The 18622-nt window shown below is 66.5% G+C and carries 16 protein-coding genes and 1 rRNA gene; 12 read left to right on the plus strand and 5 right to left on the minus strand.

What is annotated here, in order from left to right; translation table 11 throughout:
- Positions 1–215 precede the first annotated feature (215 nt).
- Positions 216–330, plus strand: a 5S ribosomal RNA gene (rrf, locus tag ABE422_RS17345).
- Positions 331–928: 598 nt separating this feature from the next.
- Here the strand turns inward: rrf and ABE422_RS17350 are convergent.
- Both ABE422_RS17350 and ABE422_RS17355 read right to left on the minus strand, forming a co-directional pair.
- Positions 929–2659, minus strand: coding sequence for a M28 family metallopeptidase (locus tag ABE422_RS17350; RefSeq protein WP_346483402.1), 1731 nt, complete (start codon positions 2657–2659; stop codon positions 929–931).
- Positions 2660–2713: 54 nt separating this feature from the next.
- Positions 2714–3376, minus strand: coding sequence for a hypothetical protein (locus tag ABE422_RS17355; RefSeq protein ID WP_313212752.1), 663 nt, complete (start codon positions 3374–3376; stop codon positions 2714–2716).
- Here ABE422_RS17355 and ABE422_RS17360 point away from each other — a divergent pair.
- Positions 3375–4799: a peptidoglycan DD-metalloendopeptidase family protein gene (locus ABE422_RS17360; protein ID WP_313212751.1), complete on the plus strand. Its 1425-nt coding sequence runs from the start codon at positions 3375–3377 to the stop codon at positions 4797–4799. The two genes, ABE422_RS17355 and ABE422_RS17360, sit on opposite strands and share 2 nt — an antisense overlap.
- 126 nt (positions 4800–4925) lie before the next feature.
- The gene (locus ABE422_RS17365) at positions 4926–6461 is read left to right on the plus strand and encodes a S41 family peptidase (RefSeq protein ID WP_346483403.1); all 1536 of its coding nucleotides are present in this window, start codon (positions 4926–4928) and stop codon (positions 6459–6461) included.
- A 115-nt stretch (positions 6462–6576) separates the two neighbouring features.
- Here the strand turns inward: ABE422_RS17365 and ABE422_RS17370 are convergent, their stop codons facing one another.
- Positions 6577–7269 (minus strand): rhomboid family intramembrane serine protease, encoded by a 693-nt coding sequence (locus ABE422_RS17370; protein ID WP_346483404.1) that lies wholly within the window; start codon positions 7267–7269, stop codon positions 6577–6579.
- Between the two features lie 226 nt (positions 7270–7495).
- Between ABE422_RS17370 and ABE422_RS17375 the strand changes: the two genes are divergently transcribed.
- Complete coding sequence (locus ABE422_RS17375) at positions 7496–8845, plus strand: outer membrane protein transport protein (RefSeq protein WP_313212748.1); 1350 nt, start codon at positions 7496–7498, stop codon at positions 8843–8845.
- Between the two features lie 83 nt (positions 8846–8928).
- Here the strand turns inward: ABE422_RS17375 and ABE422_RS17380 are convergent, their stop codons facing one another.
- On the minus strand, positions 8929–9888 hold the full coding sequence (locus ABE422_RS17380) for a helix-turn-helix domain-containing protein (protein WP_313212747.1): 960 nt from the start codon (positions 9886–9888) through the stop codon (positions 8929–8931).
- A gap of 95 nt (positions 9889–9983) precedes the next feature.
- Here ABE422_RS17380 and ABE422_RS17385 point away from each other — a divergent pair, with 95 nt between their 5' ends.
- Positions 9984–10442: a hypothetical protein gene (locus tag ABE422_RS17385; RefSeq protein WP_346483405.1), complete on the plus strand. Its 459-nt coding sequence runs from the start codon at positions 9984–9986 to the stop codon at positions 10440–10442.
- 113 nt (positions 10443–10555) lie between these two features.
- Entirely contained in the window at positions 10556–11188 is a 633-nt protein-coding gene (locus ABE422_RS17390; RefSeq protein ID WP_346464584.1) for a hypothetical protein, read from the plus strand.
- Positions 11189–11282: 94 nt separating this feature from the next.
- On the opposite strand, the gene putA is transcribed toward ABE422_RS17390, so the two are convergent.
- Positions 11283–14507: a bifunctional proline dehydrogenase/L-glutamate gamma-semialdehyde dehydrogenase PutA gene (putA, locus tag ABE422_RS17395; protein WP_346483406.1), complete on the minus strand. Its 3225-nt coding sequence runs from the start codon at positions 14505–14507 to the stop codon at positions 11283–11285.
- Between the two features lie 12 nt (positions 14508–14519).
- On the opposite strand from putA, the gene ABE422_RS17400 reads away from it, so the two are divergent.
- The 6 genes from ABE422_RS17400 to ABE422_RS17425 all read left to right on the plus strand — a co-directional run bounded on the left by ABE422_RS17400 (position 14520) and on the right by ABE422_RS17425 (position 18616).
- Positions 14520–14699 (plus strand): hypothetical protein, encoded by a 180-nt coding sequence (locus tag ABE422_RS17400; RefSeq protein WP_313212743.1) that lies wholly within the window; start codon positions 14520–14522, stop codon positions 14697–14699.
- Positions 14700–14784: 85 nt separating this feature from the next.
- Entirely contained in the window at positions 14785–15261 is a 477-nt protein-coding gene (locus ABE422_RS17405; protein WP_070426473.1) for a DUF2244 domain-containing protein, read from the plus strand.
- Positions 15262–15272: 11 nt separating this feature from the next.
- Positions 15273–16214, plus strand: coding sequence for a cytochrome c oxidase subunit II (gene coxB / locus ABE422_RS17410; protein WP_313212741.1), 942 nt, complete (start codon positions 15273–15275; stop codon positions 16212–16214).
- Between the two features lie 64 nt (positions 16215–16278).
- Positions 16279–17889 (plus strand): cytochrome c oxidase subunit I, encoded by a 1611-nt coding sequence (gene ctaD, locus ABE422_RS17415; RefSeq protein ID WP_346483407.1) that lies wholly within the window; start codon positions 16279–16281, stop codon positions 17887–17889.
- 8 nt (positions 17890–17897) lie between these two features.
- A complete protein-coding gene (locus tag ABE422_RS17420; protein WP_259462181.1) occupies positions 17898–18032 on the plus strand; it encodes a hypothetical protein in 135 nt (44 codons plus the stop codon).
- On the plus strand, positions 18029–18616 hold the full coding sequence (locus tag ABE422_RS17425; protein WP_121042251.1) for a cytochrome c oxidase assembly protein: 588 nt from the start codon (positions 18029–18031) through the stop codon (positions 18614–18616). Before ABE422_RS17420 ends, ABE422_RS17425 begins: the two co-directional genes overlap by 4 nt.
- Positions 18617–18622: the final 6 nt, after the last annotated feature.

Here is an 18622-nt window from a genome sequence, read left to right on the forward strand (position 1 = left end):
ATCCCATCCCGAACTCGGAAGTGAAACGCAGCTGCGCCGATGGTAGTGTGGCCTAAGCCATGCGAGAGTAGGTCATCGCCAGGGTTTTTACCCCGAAAACCCCGCTGCTCATGCAGCGGGGTTTTCTTTTATTGCAGGCACCTGGTTTTTGCAGGTATCTGTTTCTCGGAAGAGACCTCTGCTGAGCTGGCGCAACGCGCTGCTCCAACCGTCTCCCTGGTGAAATTAGCGCTGTGGCACCACCCGATCCCATCCCGAACTCGGAAGTGAAACGCAGCTGCGCCGATGGTAGTGTGGCCTAAGCCATGCGAGAGTAGGTCATCGCCAGGGTTTACACCCAAAACCCCGCTGCTCACGCAGCGGGGTTTTTTTTGTCCTTCTCCCCACGGAGGGGAGCGTCTCATTTCACGTGCCACAGCAGATGAGCACGGTCATGCGTATGCGGCCAGTGCGGCGGGTGTCGTTGGGTAGGTTCTGTGTTTTGGGAATGGTGGCGTCTCCGCTTACATCCTCCGCGAGCGTGAGGACCCCGCAGCGCTCGGTAGGCTCCTCGGCAAATGTCCCCCGGCCGACGCCTGCAGGCGACGCCCTCCTCCTTGATTTTGCCCAGGAGCCTACCGGCCGCTACGGGGCTGCGCGTGCGGTACGCGGACTGCTGACCGGAGCTCGCTTTGCGGCGCCAGTGGTCTGCACACGTGGGTCGCGATGCCCTTGTGGGCGAAATCAAGGCGGAGGCCGTCGCCGCAAGGCGGGGGACATTCGCCAGCAAGGGTATCGCGGCCCACCGCCCGGCCAACCTAGCCGCCGCCGCACTTGGAAAGCTGCCGCGCTTCATGCTCGTCACGCGGAGGGGAAAAGAACCAAAAAAACGGCGCCCCGAAAGGCGCCGTTTTCATGAAGCAAAGATCACGTCACAGCAACCAACCGCTTAGCGCGCAGACTCCGCGGCCGGCGTCTCAGCGCCCTTGCCCTTCATCATCGCATCGCGTGCCGCCTTGAACGGATTGCCTTCGTACCAGTTCGGCCAACGATCGCCGCCAGCCAGTTCCCTGCCAACCCCGTACAGCAGCTGCAGATCCTCAACCGTGCCATCCAGCTTCCAGGTGGCCGGATCGAACTCGTCCTTCGGGCCGTGGTACCGGTGGCTGCCGTAGTCCTCGGCGGCCTTGCGGCCCGCTTCGACACCGCCGTCACGCAGATCCTCACCCCCGTCTGCATACAGCGCTGGCACCCCCGCCTTGGCGAAGTTGAAGTGATCCGAACGGAAGTAGAAACCGCTCTGCACCGCGGTCTCGCCGTGCAGGGTACGCCCCTGGTTAGCGGCCAACGGCTTGAGGATGTCTTCCAGCTCGGAGCTGCCGAAGCCGGTCACGGTCATGTCCTTGGCACGGCCCGCCACCGACATCGCATCGATGTTGATCACACCGGCGATCTTGTCCAGCGGGAAGGTCGGGTGGCTGACGTAGTACTTTGAGCCCAGCAGGCCGGACTCTTCCAGCGTCACTGCAAGGAACACCACCGAACGCTCCGGTGCCGGCTGCTGGTGCACCATCGCATCGGCGACTTCCAGGATGCCGGCCACGCCGGTCGCGTTGTCGACGGCACCGTTGTAGATGGTGTCGCCCTGCTCACCCTCGTGCTTGCCCAGGTGATCCCAGTGCGCCATGTAGAGCACGGCTTCATCGGCCCGCTTGCTGCCCGGCAGGACACCGACCACGTTGCGCGACTTCTTCTCGGCGATGGTGCTCTTCAGATCGAAGGACACCTTGGCCTTCAGCGGCACCGGCTTGAAGCCGCGCTTGCTGGCGTCCTTGTAGGCCTTGTCCAGATCCAGGCCGGCCTCGGCGAACAGCTGGCGTGCCGCCTCGGCGCTCAGCCAGCCCTGTGCGGGCAGACGCGCTTCCGGGTCATCCTTGGCCGGCAGGTCGTACTGCGGGCCGGCCCACGAGTTCTTGACCACGTCCCAACCGTACGATGCACCGGCGGTGTCATGCACGATCAGCGCGGCGGCGGCGCCCTTGCGTGCGGCCTCTTCGAACTTGTACGTCCAGCGCCCGTAATAGGTCATGCGCTTGCCGTCGAACAGCGTCTCGTCGTTGACGTGGAAGCCGGGATCGTTGACGAACATCACGACCGTCTTGCCCTTCCAGTCCTGGCCGGCATAGTCGTTCCACTTCTGCTCCGGCGCATCCACGCCGTAGCCGACGAAGACCAGGTCGCTGGCCTCGACCTTCACGTCCGGCTGGCCGCTGCGGGTACCGATCACCATGTCGGTGCCGAACTTCAGCTCGCGGGTCTTGCCGGCCTGGTCCAGCGTCAACACGGTCGACTCATCGGCCGTGGTCTCGGTCATCGCCACGTCCTGGAACCAGCTGTCGCCGTTGCCGGGCTGCAGGCCGATGCGCTGCATCTGGTCGCGGATGTAATTGACGGTCAGCTCTTCGCCCTTGCTGCCCGGCGAGCGGCCTTCGAATTCATCCGAGGCCAGGGTCTTGACCAGCTCGGCGAAGTCGCCGGCGTTGATCTCGGGCGAGAAGGCATGGCCCGGCGCGGTCGGTGCCGCGTCAGTGGCGGGTGCCGCGGTGGGCGCGGCGGATTCGCCCTTGCACGCGGTCAACGCAGCGGCAGCGGCAAGGCACAACAGAAGTTTGCGGGGCATCATCGGTTCCTGGAACGGGAAAGGCGGGTGCGCACGGCACCAGTCACCACCATATCAATCCTGCGGTGCGGTGTCGGTATCGAAGGGCACGGCCACGGCGCCGCTGACCGGGCCGATTCGGGCAGTGCGGTGCACATACAGGGTGACCTCGCGCTCGAACTGCAGCGACCCGTTGACTGCCGCGTTCGGTCCGATGATCACGCGCGGCTTGCGGCCGGGGGTCAGCGACAGGTTGAAGTTCGGCTTCTTGACCTCGATCCCGCCTTCGACCTGCGAACCCACGCCCACGGTGATGTCGCCGTTGACGGTTTCGATGCCGCGCGCCACGCGCGTTTCGACCAGCCCGATGCTGCCGTTGACCGTTTCCAGCCCGCCGTCGATCTGGGTGCCCCGATCCAGGAAGATGCCGCCGTTGACGGTGTCCACGCCGCCACTGGCAACCACTTCGCGCCCGACCCGCACGCTGCCATTGACCGTGGAAATGCCGCCGGTGCGCGCGCGATCCGCCACGCGGATGCCGCCGTTGACGGTTTCGATGCGACCGGTGACCGCACCTTCGGCGACCTTGATGCCGCCGTTGACCGTCTCCAGATTGCCGTAGCTTTGGCCGGCCTCGGCGGAGATGCTGCCGTTGACCTTGCTGATGTTGTCGCTTGCGAAGGCCGGCGCACAGGGCAGCGTCAGGGCCAGCAGCAGCGGAAGCAGGGAGCGTTTCATGGGAACCTCGATGGTGGAGCGCGGCTGGCAGGCCGCCTGCAGGAATGTCACCATGCATCGTTGCAATCCGCATCTGCCTGAAGTCACTGGAAAGCCCTTGCGCCACAACGCCTTTTCCTCACGCCGGGATAACAATCCGACCGACGGACGCGGTCGCACGCAGTGGCTGACCCCGGCGTTGCGTGCGCTGCTGCTGGCCGTGGCCGTTCTCGGCGCCAGCCCGCTGGCTGCGCAATCCTCCAAGGAAGCCGAACGCAAGCTGCAGAAACTGCGCAGCGAGCTCAAGGGCGTGGCCCAGGAGCGGCGGAATCTGGAAGGTCAGCGCGGGCAGGCGTCGCGCCAGCTGCGCGATGCCGATGAGAAGGTCGCCCGCACCGGGCGCGTGCTGGCCCAGACCGAAACCGCACTGCAGCGCGAAACCCGCGCCATGAACGAACTGCAGGCCAAGCGCGATGCGCTGCAGGCCGGCCTGCAGCAGCAGCGCGCGGAACTGGCCTCGCTGCTGCGCGCGGCGTACCGCATCGGCAACAACGCACCGTTGAAGCTGCTGCTGTCGCAGGACCGTGTCGCCGATGCGAACCGCAGCCTGGCCTATCACCGGTATCTGCAGCGCGAGCGCGCGCAGCGTATCCAGTCACTGACGGCTGATCTCACCGAACTGCAGCGCGTGGAGACGGAAATCGTCGAACGACGCAAGGCACTGGAAGGCACCCGCCAGCAGCAGAAACAGCAGGTTGCCACGCTGGCCGACGATCGTCGCGAGCGGGCGGCCACGGTCGCCTCGCTGGACGAGCGGTACAAAGACCGCAGCGAGCGCGAAAAAGCCCTGGGCCAGGATGCCAAGGCATTGGAAACACTGCTCGCGAATCTGCGTGCGGCCGCCGCCCGTGCCGAGGCCGAGCGCCGTGCTGCCGCGCGACGTGCCGCCGCGGAGAAGGCGGCCGCCGAGAAGGCTGATCGCGCCGCTGCTGCGAGCGGCACGCGCCCGCCGCCGCGCGCGACCAAGACGCCCCCTGCGGTTGCCTCCGCGCCCGCGCCCAAGGTGGGCGGTCTGGGCTGGCCGTTGTCGGGCAATCTGCTCGCCCGCTATGGCGGCAAGCTGCCCGATGGCCGCACCAGCAGTGGCGTGCTGATCGGCGCGCCCGCCGGCAGCACCATCACCGCCGTGGCAGATGGCACGGTGGTGTTTTCCGATTGGATGACCGGTTACGGCATGATCCTGATCGTGGATCACGGCAACGGCTACATGAGCCTCTATGCGCACAACGACACGCTGCTGCGTGATGCCGGCGCCACGGTGAAGAAGGGCGAGGCCGTGGCCAAGGTCGGCAATTCTGGTGGCCAGGGCGTGACCGCGCTGTACTTCGAACTGCGCCGCAATGGACAGCCGGTGGACCCGGGCAGCTGGCTGCAGCGGCGATAAACCGCGCCCAACACGGGGGCACCGCCAGGCACGGGGTTCAACGGGAATTTATCGTCGCTTCGCGCATAATCGGGCGACGCACCCCCGTGCGTGGTCAACCGTCCCCCGCTCATCCTGGAGTGCTTCATGCGCGTAGCCCGTTCCGCCACCTTGCTGCTGGCCCTGTTGCCCGCGGTGTCCTGGGCGCAGCAGACCGCCGAAGCGCCGGCACGCGGGGCCGATGCGGCCACCACGGAAGAAGCGGTGACCTCACGGGTTCCGTTGGAAGAGATCCGCCGCTACGTCGCCGTCTACAACGCGGTGCGCGCCGCCTATGTGGATCCGGTCGACGACAAGAAGCTGATGCAGTCCGCCATCCGTGGCCTGCTGCTGGACCTGGATCCGCACAGCACCTACTTCGACAAGGAAGACGCCGAAGCCTTCGATGAGCAGGCCAACGGCGCCTACGACGGCATCGGCGTGGAGCTGCAGCAGCAGCCCGACAACAGCAGCCTCAAAGTCATTTCGCCGATCGACGATACCCCGGCCGCACGCGCGGGCATTCTTGCCGGCGATCTGATCATCGCCATCGACGGCAAGCCGATCAGCGCGATCGAAGCCACCGAACCGCTGCGCGGCGTGGCCGGGACCAAGGTCGTGCTCACCCTGGTGCGCGAAGGCAAGCCGAAGCCGTTCGATGTCACCGTCACCCGCGAGACCATCCGCGTCACCAGCGTGCGCAGCAAGATGCTGGAGCCTGGTTATGGCTACATCCGCCTGAGCACCTTCCAGGCCGACACCGGTGCCGATTTCCAGAAGCACGTTGCCCAGCTGCAGCAGCAGGCCGGTGGCAAGCTCAAGGGCCTGGTGCTGGATCTGCGCAGCAACCCGGGTGGCCTGCTCACCGCCGCCGTGCAGGTGGCCGACGATCTGCTCGAGAAAGGCAACATCGTCAGCACCCGCGGCCGCATCTCGATCAGCGATGCCCGTTTCGATGCGACCCCGGGCGATCTGCTCAAGGGCGCGCCGGTCGTGGTGCTGGCCGACGCCGGCTCGGCCAGTGCCTCCGAAGTACTGGCCGGCGCGTTGCGCGACAACGGCCGCGCGCGCGTGGTCGGCAGCCGCACCTTCGGCAAGGGCTCGGTGCAGACCGTACTGCCGCTGGACAACGGTGACTCGGTGAAGCTCACCACCGCGCGATATTTCACCCCGAGCGGCAAGTCGATCCAGGCCACGGGCATCATCCCCGACGTGCTGCTGCAGCCGGAGAAGCGCGCCGGCGATGACGACCTGCCGGCCAGCCTGACCGATTACAGCGAAGCCACGTTGCCCGGCCATCTGCGCGGTGACGAAGAAGGCACCGAAGGCTACAAGGCCGGTGACGTGCTGCCGGGCGATGGCCCGATCAATGACGCGCTGGCCGAGTTGAAGCAGCCCGGTTCGGTGCTGGCCAGGCAGAAGGCAGAGGCCGCGAAGAAGCCGGCGGCCAAGCCGGCGGCGGCAGCGGTGGCAAAGCCTGCCGATGCAACGGTCAAGCCGGCAGAAACGAAGCCTGCAGAGACCAAGCCGGCAGAGACCAAGCCGGCAGAGACCAAGCCGGCCGAACAGCCTGCGGCTGCACCGGCTACGCCCGCACCGGCCAAGCAGGAAGCCCCGGCCTCGACGGCACCGATCAAGCCCTGACCGGTAGTGCCGGCCGCTGGCCGGCTCTGCTCGAATCCAACCCTGCGTGGAGCCGGCCAGCGGCCGGCACTACCCGTTGGCCGATCTGTCGGCCGACCCGCTCCCGGTCATGCCCTCAAAACCCATGCCGCTTGCGCAGCCGCCGCGCGATCGCCGCGCGCACATACACGCCGTAGCCCAGGCCGAACACGAAGCCGGCGATATGCGCCCACCAGGCCACCATCCCGAAGGTCGGGCCGATGTAGGCAAACACCACCTGCAGCGCCGCCCAGACCCCGATCAGCAGATAGGCGGGGGCGCGGACGAATTCCAGGAACAGGCCCAGCGGGATCACCACGCCCAGCCGCGCGCCTGGGAACAGGGCCAGGTAGGCGCCGATCAAGGCCGACACCGCGCCGCTGGCACCGATGATGATCTGGTCCGGGTTGCCCATGGTGTAGATGGCGGTCAGATTCGAGATCGCCCCGCCCACCAGGAACAGCAGCATCAGCCGCCACGGCCCCAGCACGCGCTCGGCCGGCAGCCCGAAGATCAGCAGGAACACCAGGTTGCCCAGCAGGTGCGACCAGTCCGCGTGCAGGAACAGCGCGGTGAACAGCCGCAGCACGCTGCCGTCCTGCAGGGTCGCCCACCAGTCCAGCGGATGGGTCAGGCCGGTCGAGAGGGCGCCCCAGTCCATCCACAGGCTTCGCCGCGCATCGTCCGGCCGGGAGATCGACCAGAGGAAGGCCACCCACAGCGCGGCGAACAGCAGGGGGGTGGCCCAGCGGCAGGCGGCTTTCTTGCGGGAGGGGGTCGACACGAACATGCGGGCACTAGCCTAGCGCGGAGGCTGACCTGACGGGGATATGTCGCGTTCAGCATGAATAGCCACAAGGGCGACTTACGTTATTGTTTCATTAACCGCTCTCGGTATACTCGCATACGGCGTCGTATGTCGGGAGGGGAATCCGGCGCGTTGTCCTGACCCATCAAGGGGAGGGGCGGCGCAGGCGCGCGTTGCCAACATCACCGCTTTCCGGAGAGAACCAACAATGCATACCGCTTCCACTCTTGCCCGCGTCACCGCCCTGGCCGTCGGCATCGCCGGTGTCCTGGCCGTGGGCCACGTCCACGCCGCCGCCTTCCAGCTGAAGGAAAACAGCGCCAAGGGCCTCGGCCGCGCCTTTGCCGGTTCCGGCAGCGCCGCCGGCGACGCCTCGATCATGGCCGTCAACCCGGCTGGCATGCGCCAGCTCGAGGGCATGCAGATCCAGGGCGACCTGAGCGCGATCAGCTTCTCGGCCAAGTACAAGGGCACCGGCCGCAACGGCGTAGGTCAGCCGCAGACGGGCGGTAACGGCGGCGACGCCGGCATGATCGCCCCGGTTCCGGCCGCGTACTTCCACATGCCGATCGGCGAGCAGGCCCACTTCGGCGTCTCGCTGACCGCCCCGTTCGGTTTCAAGACCGATTATGACAATGGCTGGGTCGGCCGTTACAGCGGTCTGAAGACCGATATGAAGGCCATCGACCTGGGCTTTGCCGCGTCCTACGACGTCAACCCGTACGTGTCCTTCGGCGCGTCCGTGTTCGTCGAGCACCTGACCATCGAGCTGAGCCAGGCTGTCGACTTCGGCGCCCTCTTCGCCGGTCGCGTGCCGGGCTACGCGCCGGGCAGCGCCGATGGCAAGTCGACCGTGAAGGGTGACAACAACGCCGTGGGCTGGACCGTCGGCGGCTTGTTCAGCCCGGACGAGAACACCCACATCGGCATCAGCTACCGCTCCAAGGTCGAGCACAAGATCACCGGCGGCGATGCCAACTTTGATCTGCCCAACGATGGTGGCCGTACGGCGACGATTCTGGCAGCGACCCAGCCGGGCGTGTTCGTCAACACCAGCGGCAAGGCCACGCTGACCCTGCCGGCCTCGGCCACCCTGAGCGTCACCCACAACATCAATGACCGCTGGACCGTCATGGGTGATGTGACCCGCACCGCGTGGTCGACCGCGTTCGACACGGTCACCATCGACTTCGCCTCCAACCAGCCGAACTCGGAGCTGAACTTCGCGTACCGCGACACGACCTTCGTCTCGCTGGGTACCGATTACAAGCTGAGCGACACCGTGACCCTGCGTGGTGGTGTGGCGCTGGACCAGACCCCGACCACCGACGCGCACCGCGACGTCCGCGTGCCGGATACCAGCCGCAAGTGGCTGTCGCTGGGCGTGGGCTGGACCCCGTCGGCGAACACCGAATACAACTTCGGTTACACCCACCTGTTCACCAGCGAGCCGAACATCCTGGTCAAGCCGACCCAGGGCAACCAGGGCAACTCGCTCAACGGCAAGTACAAGGTCCGTGGCGACGTGCTGGCCGCTTCGTTCAACTACAAGTTCTGATCAACGCCTGATCGGTTGAACGCAGCAGCAGAAAACCCCGCGAAAGCGGGGTTTTTTGTTGCCTGCAGAGAATGCGGACCGGATCAGCGCAACTGCCGCGGCGTGGCGTTGAGGCGCTTGCGCATCAGCCGGCGCAGCGCGGTGGGATCGCGGTAGCCCACCCGCTCGGCCACGGTCTCCACCGAGTAGCGGCTGTTCTCGAGCAGGGCGCGCGCCTGGTTCAACTGCACGCTGCGGATCAGGTGCAGCGGCCCTTGCCCGGTCGCCTTGCCCACCTGTCGCGACAGCGTGCGCGTGGACATGCCGGCATGCGCGGCGAGCGCGCCGACGCTGACCGTGGCCGGCAGGGTAGCTTCGATATGCGCGGTGAGCGAGGCGATCAGCGCGTTGCCCTGCGCCATCATCGCCGGGACCATGAACGGCGATTGCAGCTGCCGACGATCCAGCAGCAGCGCCCTCGCCACCGCATCGGGAAGCGCCGGGCCAAAGCGTTGCCGGAGCAGGTACAGCATCAGATCGGTGTGCCCGAGCGCAGCACCGGCCGTGATCAGCGGCGCGTCGTCGATCACCATGCGGTCTGGATCGACCTGGCACTCCGGCGCTTGCCGCTGCAACGCGCCGGCCAGCCACCAGGTGGTGGTCACGCTGCGCCCGGTCAGCAGCCCGGCGTTGTGCAGCAGGAAGACAGAGGCACAGGAGGCCGCGACACGCCCGCCCGCCGCCACGTGCGCGCGCAGCGCCCGCACCACCCCCGGGATGTCGGGCTCACCCAGCCGCTGTGCGATGGCGTCGGGATCCTCCACGCCCAGCCCTGGCACGATCCAGCACGCCTGCGCATCGGCCACGCGTGGCATCGGCGCGGCACGCAGCTGCAGGTGCGTTCCCAGGCGGACAGCGCTGCGCGCCGGGCTGCAGACCTGCCAGCGCGGCACCGGCAGCCCCAGGCGCGGGGCGAGGGTGGCGGCCGTGGTGAGGATGTCCAAGGTAAGCGCGACGCTGGAGGCGAACGCACCCGGCAGGACGATGACAGTGAAATCGTGCATTGGCTGATTGTGCACGAAAGATGTCGGATCGGCCGATGTCGCGCGGTGTGGCGTTCGGCTCCAATGGAGGCCCCTTACGCAACCGGTCGATCCGCATGCCCAACATCACCCTCACCCTTCCCGCCAACGCGTTCGACGCCGCTACCCGGCAACGCCTGCTGCAGGCGGTGCATGACGCCGCCGTCCGCGCCAGCGGCCTGGGTACCGAACCAGCTCAGCAGCGGCTGTGCTGGGTGATGCTGCAGGAACTCGCGGCCGGCCACTGGCTGTGTGGCGGCCTGGATATCGGCGCACGCGGCATTCCCTGCCAGGTCGAGGTGCGGATTCCGCAGGGCGTGCTGGATGCGCAGCAACGCGCCGACTACGCGCTGCACCTGCACGACGCCATCGCCGGTTGCGTGGCACCGGGCGATCCGCGCGTGCTGCTGAGTTCGATCGTGATGACCGATATCGCCGATGGCCACTGGGCGGCCAACGGCCAACTGTGGCACTTGAACGACTTCGTGCAGGCGGCCGGTTACGCGCATCTGCAATCGCAGGTCGCATCGGCATGATCACGCGCGCCGCGCGGCCGGAACGATGAACACTGGAATGACATCCAGCACGACGTACAATCCCCGCCCGGACTGCGCCCTGCCGTCCCGTGCTTACTGACAAGGATCTGTATATGTCGTCTCTGCTGCTGCGCTCCACGCTCGCCATTGGTCTGGCCGGTCTCTCGCTGCCTGCCATTGCCGCGCCGGAGTTCGCTGCCTGTTTCACGTTGACCCCGGGCCTGTCCTGGTCCAACGCCGATGAAACGCTGACCATCGAAAAAGTCACCTTCGCCGGCCAGACTGCCCTCAAGGTGCACAGTGCCGGTGGTGGCATCGGGATGGCCACGTTCCATGACATCAGCGGCCGCCAGCTGCTGGGCCAGGAGCGTTACAGCATGTCCAGCGACGGCCCCACGCGGACCGACACCTTCAAGCCGGCGCCGACGTTCCCGCAGAGCGCCAAGCCGGGCGATCGTTTCGAGCTCACCGGCGCGGGCGAGCGCACCAACCATGTCGACGAAACCGTCGAGCCGATCGACTACGACGGCTTTTCCGATTACACCTTCGTCGGTTTCGAGAACATTGAAGCGGATGTCGACAACCAGCCGCGCACGTTCAAGGACACCTGCCACGTCACCGCGACCTTCGAAGACGGCCGCATCGAGGCGTGGTACGCCGCCGGCTTCGGCCGCATCAAGTTTGAGCGCTACATGGGTAACGAGCTGCTGATGCAGGACCAGATCGAGTCCATCGAAAGCCCGTGATCCGGGCCGCTGACCGGCGACGCCAAGCGCGTGCCAGGCCCCACAAAAAACCCCGCTTTCGCGGGGTTTTTCGTTTGCTGCATGACGCCGGAGATCAGTCGCCCAGGGTCAGCAGCGAGGCATTGCCACCGGCCGCCGTGGTATTCACGGTGACGGTCTTTTCGGTGGCGAAGCGCAGCAGGTAGTGCGGGCCGCCGGCCTTGGGGCCGGTGCCGGACAGGCCCTGGCCGCCGAACGGCTGCACGCCGACCACCGCGCCGATCTGGTTGCGGTTGACGTACACGTTGCCGACGTTGATGCGCGAGGAAATGCGGTCGACGGTTTCATCGATGCGCGAATGCACGCCCAGGGTGAGGCCGTAGCCAGTGGCGTTGATCTGGTCGATCACCGCATCGAGCTGGTCGCCCTTCCAGCGGATCACGTGCAGCACCGGCCCGAAGATTTCCTTGTGCAGCTGGTCCAGGGTCTTCAGTTCGTACGCACGCGGCGCGAAGAAGGTACCGTGCGCGGCTTCGTCGCTGAGCGTGGCAGCGGCGATCAGGCGCGCCTCCTTCTCCATGCGCACGGCGTGGTCCTTGAGGATCTGCAGCGCGTCGGCATCGATCACCGGGCCGACATCGGTCGACAGCAGCCCCGGGTCACCGACCTTCAGTTCGGCCATCGCGCCGGACAGCATGGTCATCACCTTGTCGGCGATGTCGTCCTGCACGAACAGCACGCGCGCGGCCGAGCAGCGCTGGCCGGCCGAGGTGAAGGCCGAACCGATCGCATCCTTGACCAGCTGTTCCGGCAGCGCCGAGGAGTCGGCGATGAAGGCGTTCTGGCCGCCGGTTTCGGCGATCAGCACACCGATGGCGGCGTCGCGGGCGGCCATCGCGCGGTTGATCGCACGGGCGGTGTCGGTGGAGCCGGTGAAGGCCACGCCGGCCACGCGCGGGTCGGCGGTGAGCGCGGCACCGACGGTCGCGCCGTCGCCCGGCAGGAACTGCAGCACGCCTTCGGGCACGCCGGCGTCGAGCAGCAGCTTCACCGCGTAGTAGCCGATCAGGTTGGTCTGCTCGGCCGGCTTGGCGATCACGCTGTTGCCGGCGGCGAGCGCGGCGCTGACCTGGCCCAGGAAGATCGCCAGCGGGAAGTTCCACGGGCTGATGCAGACGAACACACCGCGGCCATGCAGCTGCAGTTCGTTGGATTCACCGGTCGGGCTGGGCAGCTTTTCGGCGTGGCCGAACTGCTCGCGCGCCTGCTTGGCGTAGTAGCGCAGGAAGTCGACCGCTTCGCGCACTTCGGCGATGCCGTCGGGCAGGCTCTTGCCGGCTTCCTTGACGCACAGCGCCATGAACTCGGGCATGCGCGCTTCCAGCTGGTCGGCGGCGTGTTCCAGGATCGCGGCGCGGCTGGCGGCCGGGGTGCGGTTCCAGGACGGCTGCGCGGCCACGGCATTGGCCAGCGCCTTCTCGACGGTGGCGCTGTCGGCCGGTTGCCACTGGCCCACTACCTGGCGCGTGTCGGCCGGGTTGGTCACGTTCAACAGTGCGCCGGTCGGGTTGGCACCCGGCACCAGCGGCGCGGCGTGCCACGGCTTCACGGCGGCGTTGAGCTGCTCGGCCAGGGCGCGCAGATCGTTGTCGTTGGCGAGATTGACGCCCATGGAGTTCTTCCTGTCATGGTTCTGGCTGCGCAGCAGATCGACCGGCAGCGGGATTTTCGGATGCGGGATGGACGCGAACGAGGAGACCACTTCGACCGGATCGCGGATCAGGTCGTCGATGGCCACGTTCTCGTCGGTGATGCGGTTGACGAAGCTGGAATTGGCGCCGTTCTCGAGCAGGCGACGCACCAGGTACGGCAGCAGGTCTTCGTGCGAACCGACCGGCGCATACACGCGGCACGGCACGTTCAGACGGTCGGCCGGCACCACTTCGGCATACAGGTCATCGCCCATGCCGTGCAGCTTCTGGTGCTCGTACTGGCCGCCCCTGGCGATCGCCTGCACCGCCGCGATGGTGTGCGCGTTGTGGGTGGCGAACATCGGGTAGATCGCATCGCTGTGCGTGAACAGACGCTTGGCGCAGGCCAGGTAGGAGACGTCGGTGTTCTGCTTGCGGGTGAACACCGGGTAGGCCGGCAGGCCGTCGATCTGCGCGCGCTTGATCTCCGCATCCCAGTACGCGCCCTTGACCAGGCGCACCTGCAGGCGGCGACCGATGCGACGGGCCAGGTCGGCCAGGTAGTCGATCGTGTACGGGGTGCGCTTCTGGTAGGACTGCACGACCACACCGAAGCCTTCCCAGCCGGCCAGCGAGGCATCGCTGACCACGGTTTCAATGATGTCCAGCGACAGTTCCAGGCGGTCGGTTTCTTCGGCGTCGACGGTGCAGCCGATGCCGTACGACTTGGCCAGCTGCGCCAGTTCCAGCACGCCCGGCACCAGGTCGGCCATGACGCGTGCGCGCTTGGCGTGCTCGTAGCGCGGGTACAGCGCGGAGAGCTTGATCGAGATGCCCGGTGCCGAATTGACGTCGCCATCGGGACGGCCGCCGCGGGCCTTGTGGTCGCCGCCGATCGAGTGGATCGCGCGACGGTAGTCTTCCAGGTAACGCTTGGCGTCCTTCATGGTCAGCGCACCTTCGCCGAGCATGTCGAACGAATAGCGGTAGCTGGCGTTGTCGCCCTTGTGCGAGCGCGACAGCGCTTCGTCGATGGTGCGGCCCATGACGAACTGGTGGCCCATGATCTTCATCGCCTGGCGCACGGCCAGGCGGATCACCGGCTCACCCACGCGGCCGATCAGGCGCTTGAACGCGCCCGGCACATCGGCGCGGGTGGCATCGTTGATCTGGACCAGGCGGCCGGTCAGCATCAGGCCCCAGGTGGAGGCGTTGACCAGCACCGAGTCGCTGCCGCCCATGTGCTTCTTCCAGTCGGCATCGCCGAGCTTGTCGCGGATCAGCTTGTCGGCGGTCTCCTGGTCCGGAATGCGCAGCAGTGCTTCGGCCACGCACATCAGCAGCACGCCTTCTTCGCTGCCCAGATCGTACTGGCGCATGAAGGCTTCGATCGCGCCCTGGTCCTGGGCACGCACGCGCACGCGCTTGACCAGGTCGGCAGCAGTGGCCTGCACCTTGGCCTGCTCGGCGGCCGGCAGGCGTGCCTGTTCGAGCAGCTCGCGCACATGGGTGGCCTCGTCCTTCAGCCAGGCATCGGTGATCGCCTGGCGGAACGCGTTGGGGACGGCCGGCAGCTCGGGGGACAGCAGCGGCGGGCGGGCGGCGCCGGACGATGCCGGGGCAGGGGGAAGGACAGAGGATGCAGTCATGCCGGTCGGCTCGTGGAGAACTTGACCATTTTAATCGTTTTCTGGGGGAGTCAAGGGCTTTTCGTGGTCGCGCCCATGCGGCGCATCGCCTTTCATACAGGGGGATTCGGCGGATTCGACCCGCCCGCCATTTATTGTGCTGTTTTCGTCAAAACCGCCGCCGCAGGCAATGCTGTATTGCAACATTCCTGAAACTGTGAATGGACCCTTGCTACTCGCTGGAGAGCGGGGCTACCATCGAGACGTTTCCCGCGGCAGGAAAAAACGCGGTTGCGACATGATCGAGGTGCTCATCGCTCCGGACGGATCAGGGACGCAACTGCGGCTGCGCCCCCCACGGGCGCTCGATGCCCGGCAGTTCGTCCTGTTGTTTGCGGTGTTGGCGGGGGTGATGTGGCTGGCGGCTGGCCTGGGCTGGTTCACCGGCAATGTATTCGCCCCCGTGTTTGCTCTGCTGTACAGCGTGTTGCTGGCAGTGGCGCTGCGCACGGTGTGGCGCAGTGGAGAACGGCAGGAAGAGATCCGGGTAGTGCCGGCGTGTGTGGAAGTGATTCCCGCACCCGGGCATTCGCCGGTGTTCAGCGCCCACCCGCACTGGGTGAGGCTGATCGCCGACGAGCGCAGAGTCCGGCTGGCATCCAGCGGTCGGCAGGTGGACGTGGGGAGTTTCCTCGCACCGGCCGAACGCCAGGTACTGGCTCAGAAACTAGAAGGCTTGCTCGCGGCCAATGACGGCCGCAACCGACGACGCTAAGGGTCTAGGCAATGAAGCAATGCAGAAAGTGGGGCAGGACGTTCGGGAAGTCAGTGTTGAGCGGGGTCGCGCTGCTGGCGCCGGCCATGGCGTGGGCCCAGGCGGCCGACCCCAAACCGTGGCAATTGAACATGGGCAAGGGCGTGACCCAGAGCTCGCGGTTGGCGTGGGAGTCCAACCTGTTCTCGCTGTGGGTCTGTACCGTGATCGGGGTGCTGGTGTTCGGCGCGCTGTTCTACGCGATCTTCAAATTCCGCAAATCCAAGGGCGCGGTGGCCGCCACCTTCAGCCACAACACCAAGGCCGAGGTCATCTGGACGGTGATCCCGGTGATCATCCTGGTGGTGATGGCCTGGCCGGCCACGGCCAATCTGATCAAGTTCTACGACACCCGCGATTCGGAAATGACCGTCAAGGTCACCGGGTATCAGTGGATGTGGAAGTACGAATACCTCGGCGAGAACGTCAGCTTCACCAGCCGCCTGGACCGTGAGTCCGACCGGGTCCGCCAGAGTGGCGTGGTGCCGACCCGGGACAGCCATCCGCATTACCTGCTGGATGTCGACAACCGCCTGGTGCTGCCGGTCGATACCAAGGTGCGCTTCGTGATCACCTCCGACGACGTCATCCACGCATGGTGGGTGCCGGCGCTGGGCTGGAAGCAGGATGCGATTCCCGGCTTCATCAACGAAGCCTGGACCAACATCGAACAGGTCGGCGTGTACCGCGGCCAGTGCGCCGAGCTGTGTGGCAAGGATCACGGCTTCATGCCGATCGTGGTCGAGGCGGTCTCCAAGGAGGATTACCAGACATGGCTGGCCTCCAAGAAGCCTGCGCCGGCCCCTGCGCCGGAGGCCGCTCCGGCGCCCGCGCCGGCTGCCCCGGCCGAGGCCACCCCGGCACCGGCACCGGCCAGCGAGCCTGCCGCGGCAGCAACAGACAGCAACGCCTGAAATCGAGCCGCGTCCGCCAGCCGGCGGATGCGGGTACCACCGGATACAGTGAGGTGTAGTTGCGATGGCGCATTCCGCAGTTGACCACGACGGGCATCACGGGCATCAGCAGGGGTTCTTCGAGCGTTGGTTCTTCTCGACCAACCACAAGGACATCGGCACGCTCTACCTGCTTTTCAGCTTCATCATGTTCATCATCGGTGCGGCGATGAGCGTGATCATCCGCGCTGAGCTGGCGCAACCGGGCCTGCAGTTCGTCAAGCCCGAGTTCTTCAACCAGATGACCACCGTGCATGCGCTGGTGATGATCTTCGGTGGCGTGATGCCGGCCTTCGTCGGCCTGGCCAACTGGATGATCCCGCTGCAGATCGGCGCGCCGGACATGGCGCTGCCGCGCATGAACAACTGGTCGTTCTGGCTGCTGCCGGTGGCCTTCAGCCTGCTGCTGCTGACCCTGTTCCTGCCCGGCGGTGCACCGGCCGGTGGCTGGACGCTGTACCCGCCGCTGTCGCTGCAGGGTGGCTACAACGTGTCCTTCAGCGTGTTCGCCATCCACGTGGCCGGCATCAGCTCGATCATGGGCGCGATCAACATCATCGCCACCGTGCTCAACATGCGTGCGCCCGGCATCGATCTGCTGAAGATGCCGATCTTCTGCTGGGCCTGGCTGATCACCGCCTTCCTGCTGATCGCGGTGATGCCGGTGCTGGCCGGTGCGGTGACGATGCTGCTCACCGACAAGTTCTTCGGCACCAGCTTCTTCAACGCCGCCGGTGGCGGTGACCCGGTGATGTACCAGCACATCTTCTGGTTCTTCGGGCACCCGGAGGTCTACATCATGATCCTGCCGGCGTTCGGCGTGGTCAGCGAGATCATCCCCACCTTCAGCCGCAAGCCGCTGTTCGGTTACCAGGCCATGGTCTACGCGATCGCCGCGATCGCCTTCCTGTCCTTCATCGTCTGGGCCCACCACATGTTCACCGTGGGCATGCCGCTGGGCGGCGAGATCTACTTCATGTTCGCCACGATGCTCATCTCCATCCCGACCGGGGTGAAGGTGTTCAACTGGGTCAGCACCATGTGGCGCGGCTCGCTCACCTTTGAAGCGCCGATGCTGTGGGCGGTGGCCTTCGTGATCCTGTTCACCATCGGCGGGTTCTCCGGCCTGATGCTGGCGATCGTGGTGGCCGATTTCCAATACCACGACACTTACTTCGTGGTCGCCCATTTCCACTACGTACTGGTCACCGGTGCGGTGTTCGGGTTGATCGCCGCGGTGTATTACTGGTGGCCGAAATGGACCGGCCGCATGTACAGCGAGACCTGGGCCAAGGTGCACTTCTGGTGGTCGATCGTGTTCGTGAACCTGCTGTTCTTCCCGCAGCACTTCCTCGGCCTGGCCGGCATGCCGCGACGCATCCCGGATTACAGCGTGGCCTTCGCGGACTGGAACCTGATCAGCTCGATCGGCGCGTTCGGCATGTTCGTCACGCCCTTCATGATGGCCGCGATCCTGTGGCACTCGCTGCGTCACGGCGCGAAGGCCGCCGACCGCTGCTGGGAAGGCGCACGGGGCCTGGAGTGGACGATTCCCTCGCCCGCACCGGCGCATACCTTCACCACGCCGCCGACCATCCGTCCGGGTGATCTGGCCCATGACGACATCACCCATTGAGGCCGCTCATGACCAGCACAACCCGCACGCCGGATGAGCAGGCCCTGCAGCGTCGCCGCGCGCATCGCACCGCGTGGGCGGTCGGGATCGTCGCGCTGATGGTCTATGGCGGCTTCATCCTCAGCGGGGTGATCGGGCGATGAGCGATCCGCGCCCGGCACCCGCGCGTCATGCGGGCCTGCCCCGCCTGATCGGGGTGGCGCTGGCGGTGTTCGTGCTGACCTTCTCGCTGGTGCCGCTGTACCGCATCGCCTGCGAGAAGGTGTTCGGTGTGCGCCTGGAGCGTGGCCCCGGCGCGGCGGCAGGCACTGCAGCCGCCACCGGCAAGCGCACGGTGCGGGTGGAGTTCGATGGCGGAGTGAATTCCAAGTTGCCGTGGGCGTTCCATCCCGAACAGCTGACGATGGACGTGGTGCCCGGCGAGCTCAACGAGGCGCTCTATTACGCGCGTAACGACAGCGATCGCGCGCTGGTCGGCAGCGCCGTGCCGTCGGTGGCACCGGCCAAGGCATCGGGCTACTTCAGCAAGACCGAATGCTTCTGCTTCACCGCGCAGACCCTGCAGGCCGGCGAGAAACGCGACATGCCGGTGCGCTTCATCGTCGATCCCGACCTGCCGGCCAACATCACCACGATCACCCTGTCCTACACCTTCTACAAGAACGACGCCTTGTCCGCGCAGCTGGCTCCGGCCAGCCTGCCGACCGGCGCGCGTGCAGCTCCCTGATCCGGA

Origin of the sequence: Stenotrophomonas sp. TWI1151 (genome assembly GCF_039673135.1) — a bacterium.
Classification (GTDB): domain Bacteria; phylum Pseudomonadota; class Gammaproteobacteria; order Xanthomonadales; family Xanthomonadaceae; genus Stenotrophomonas.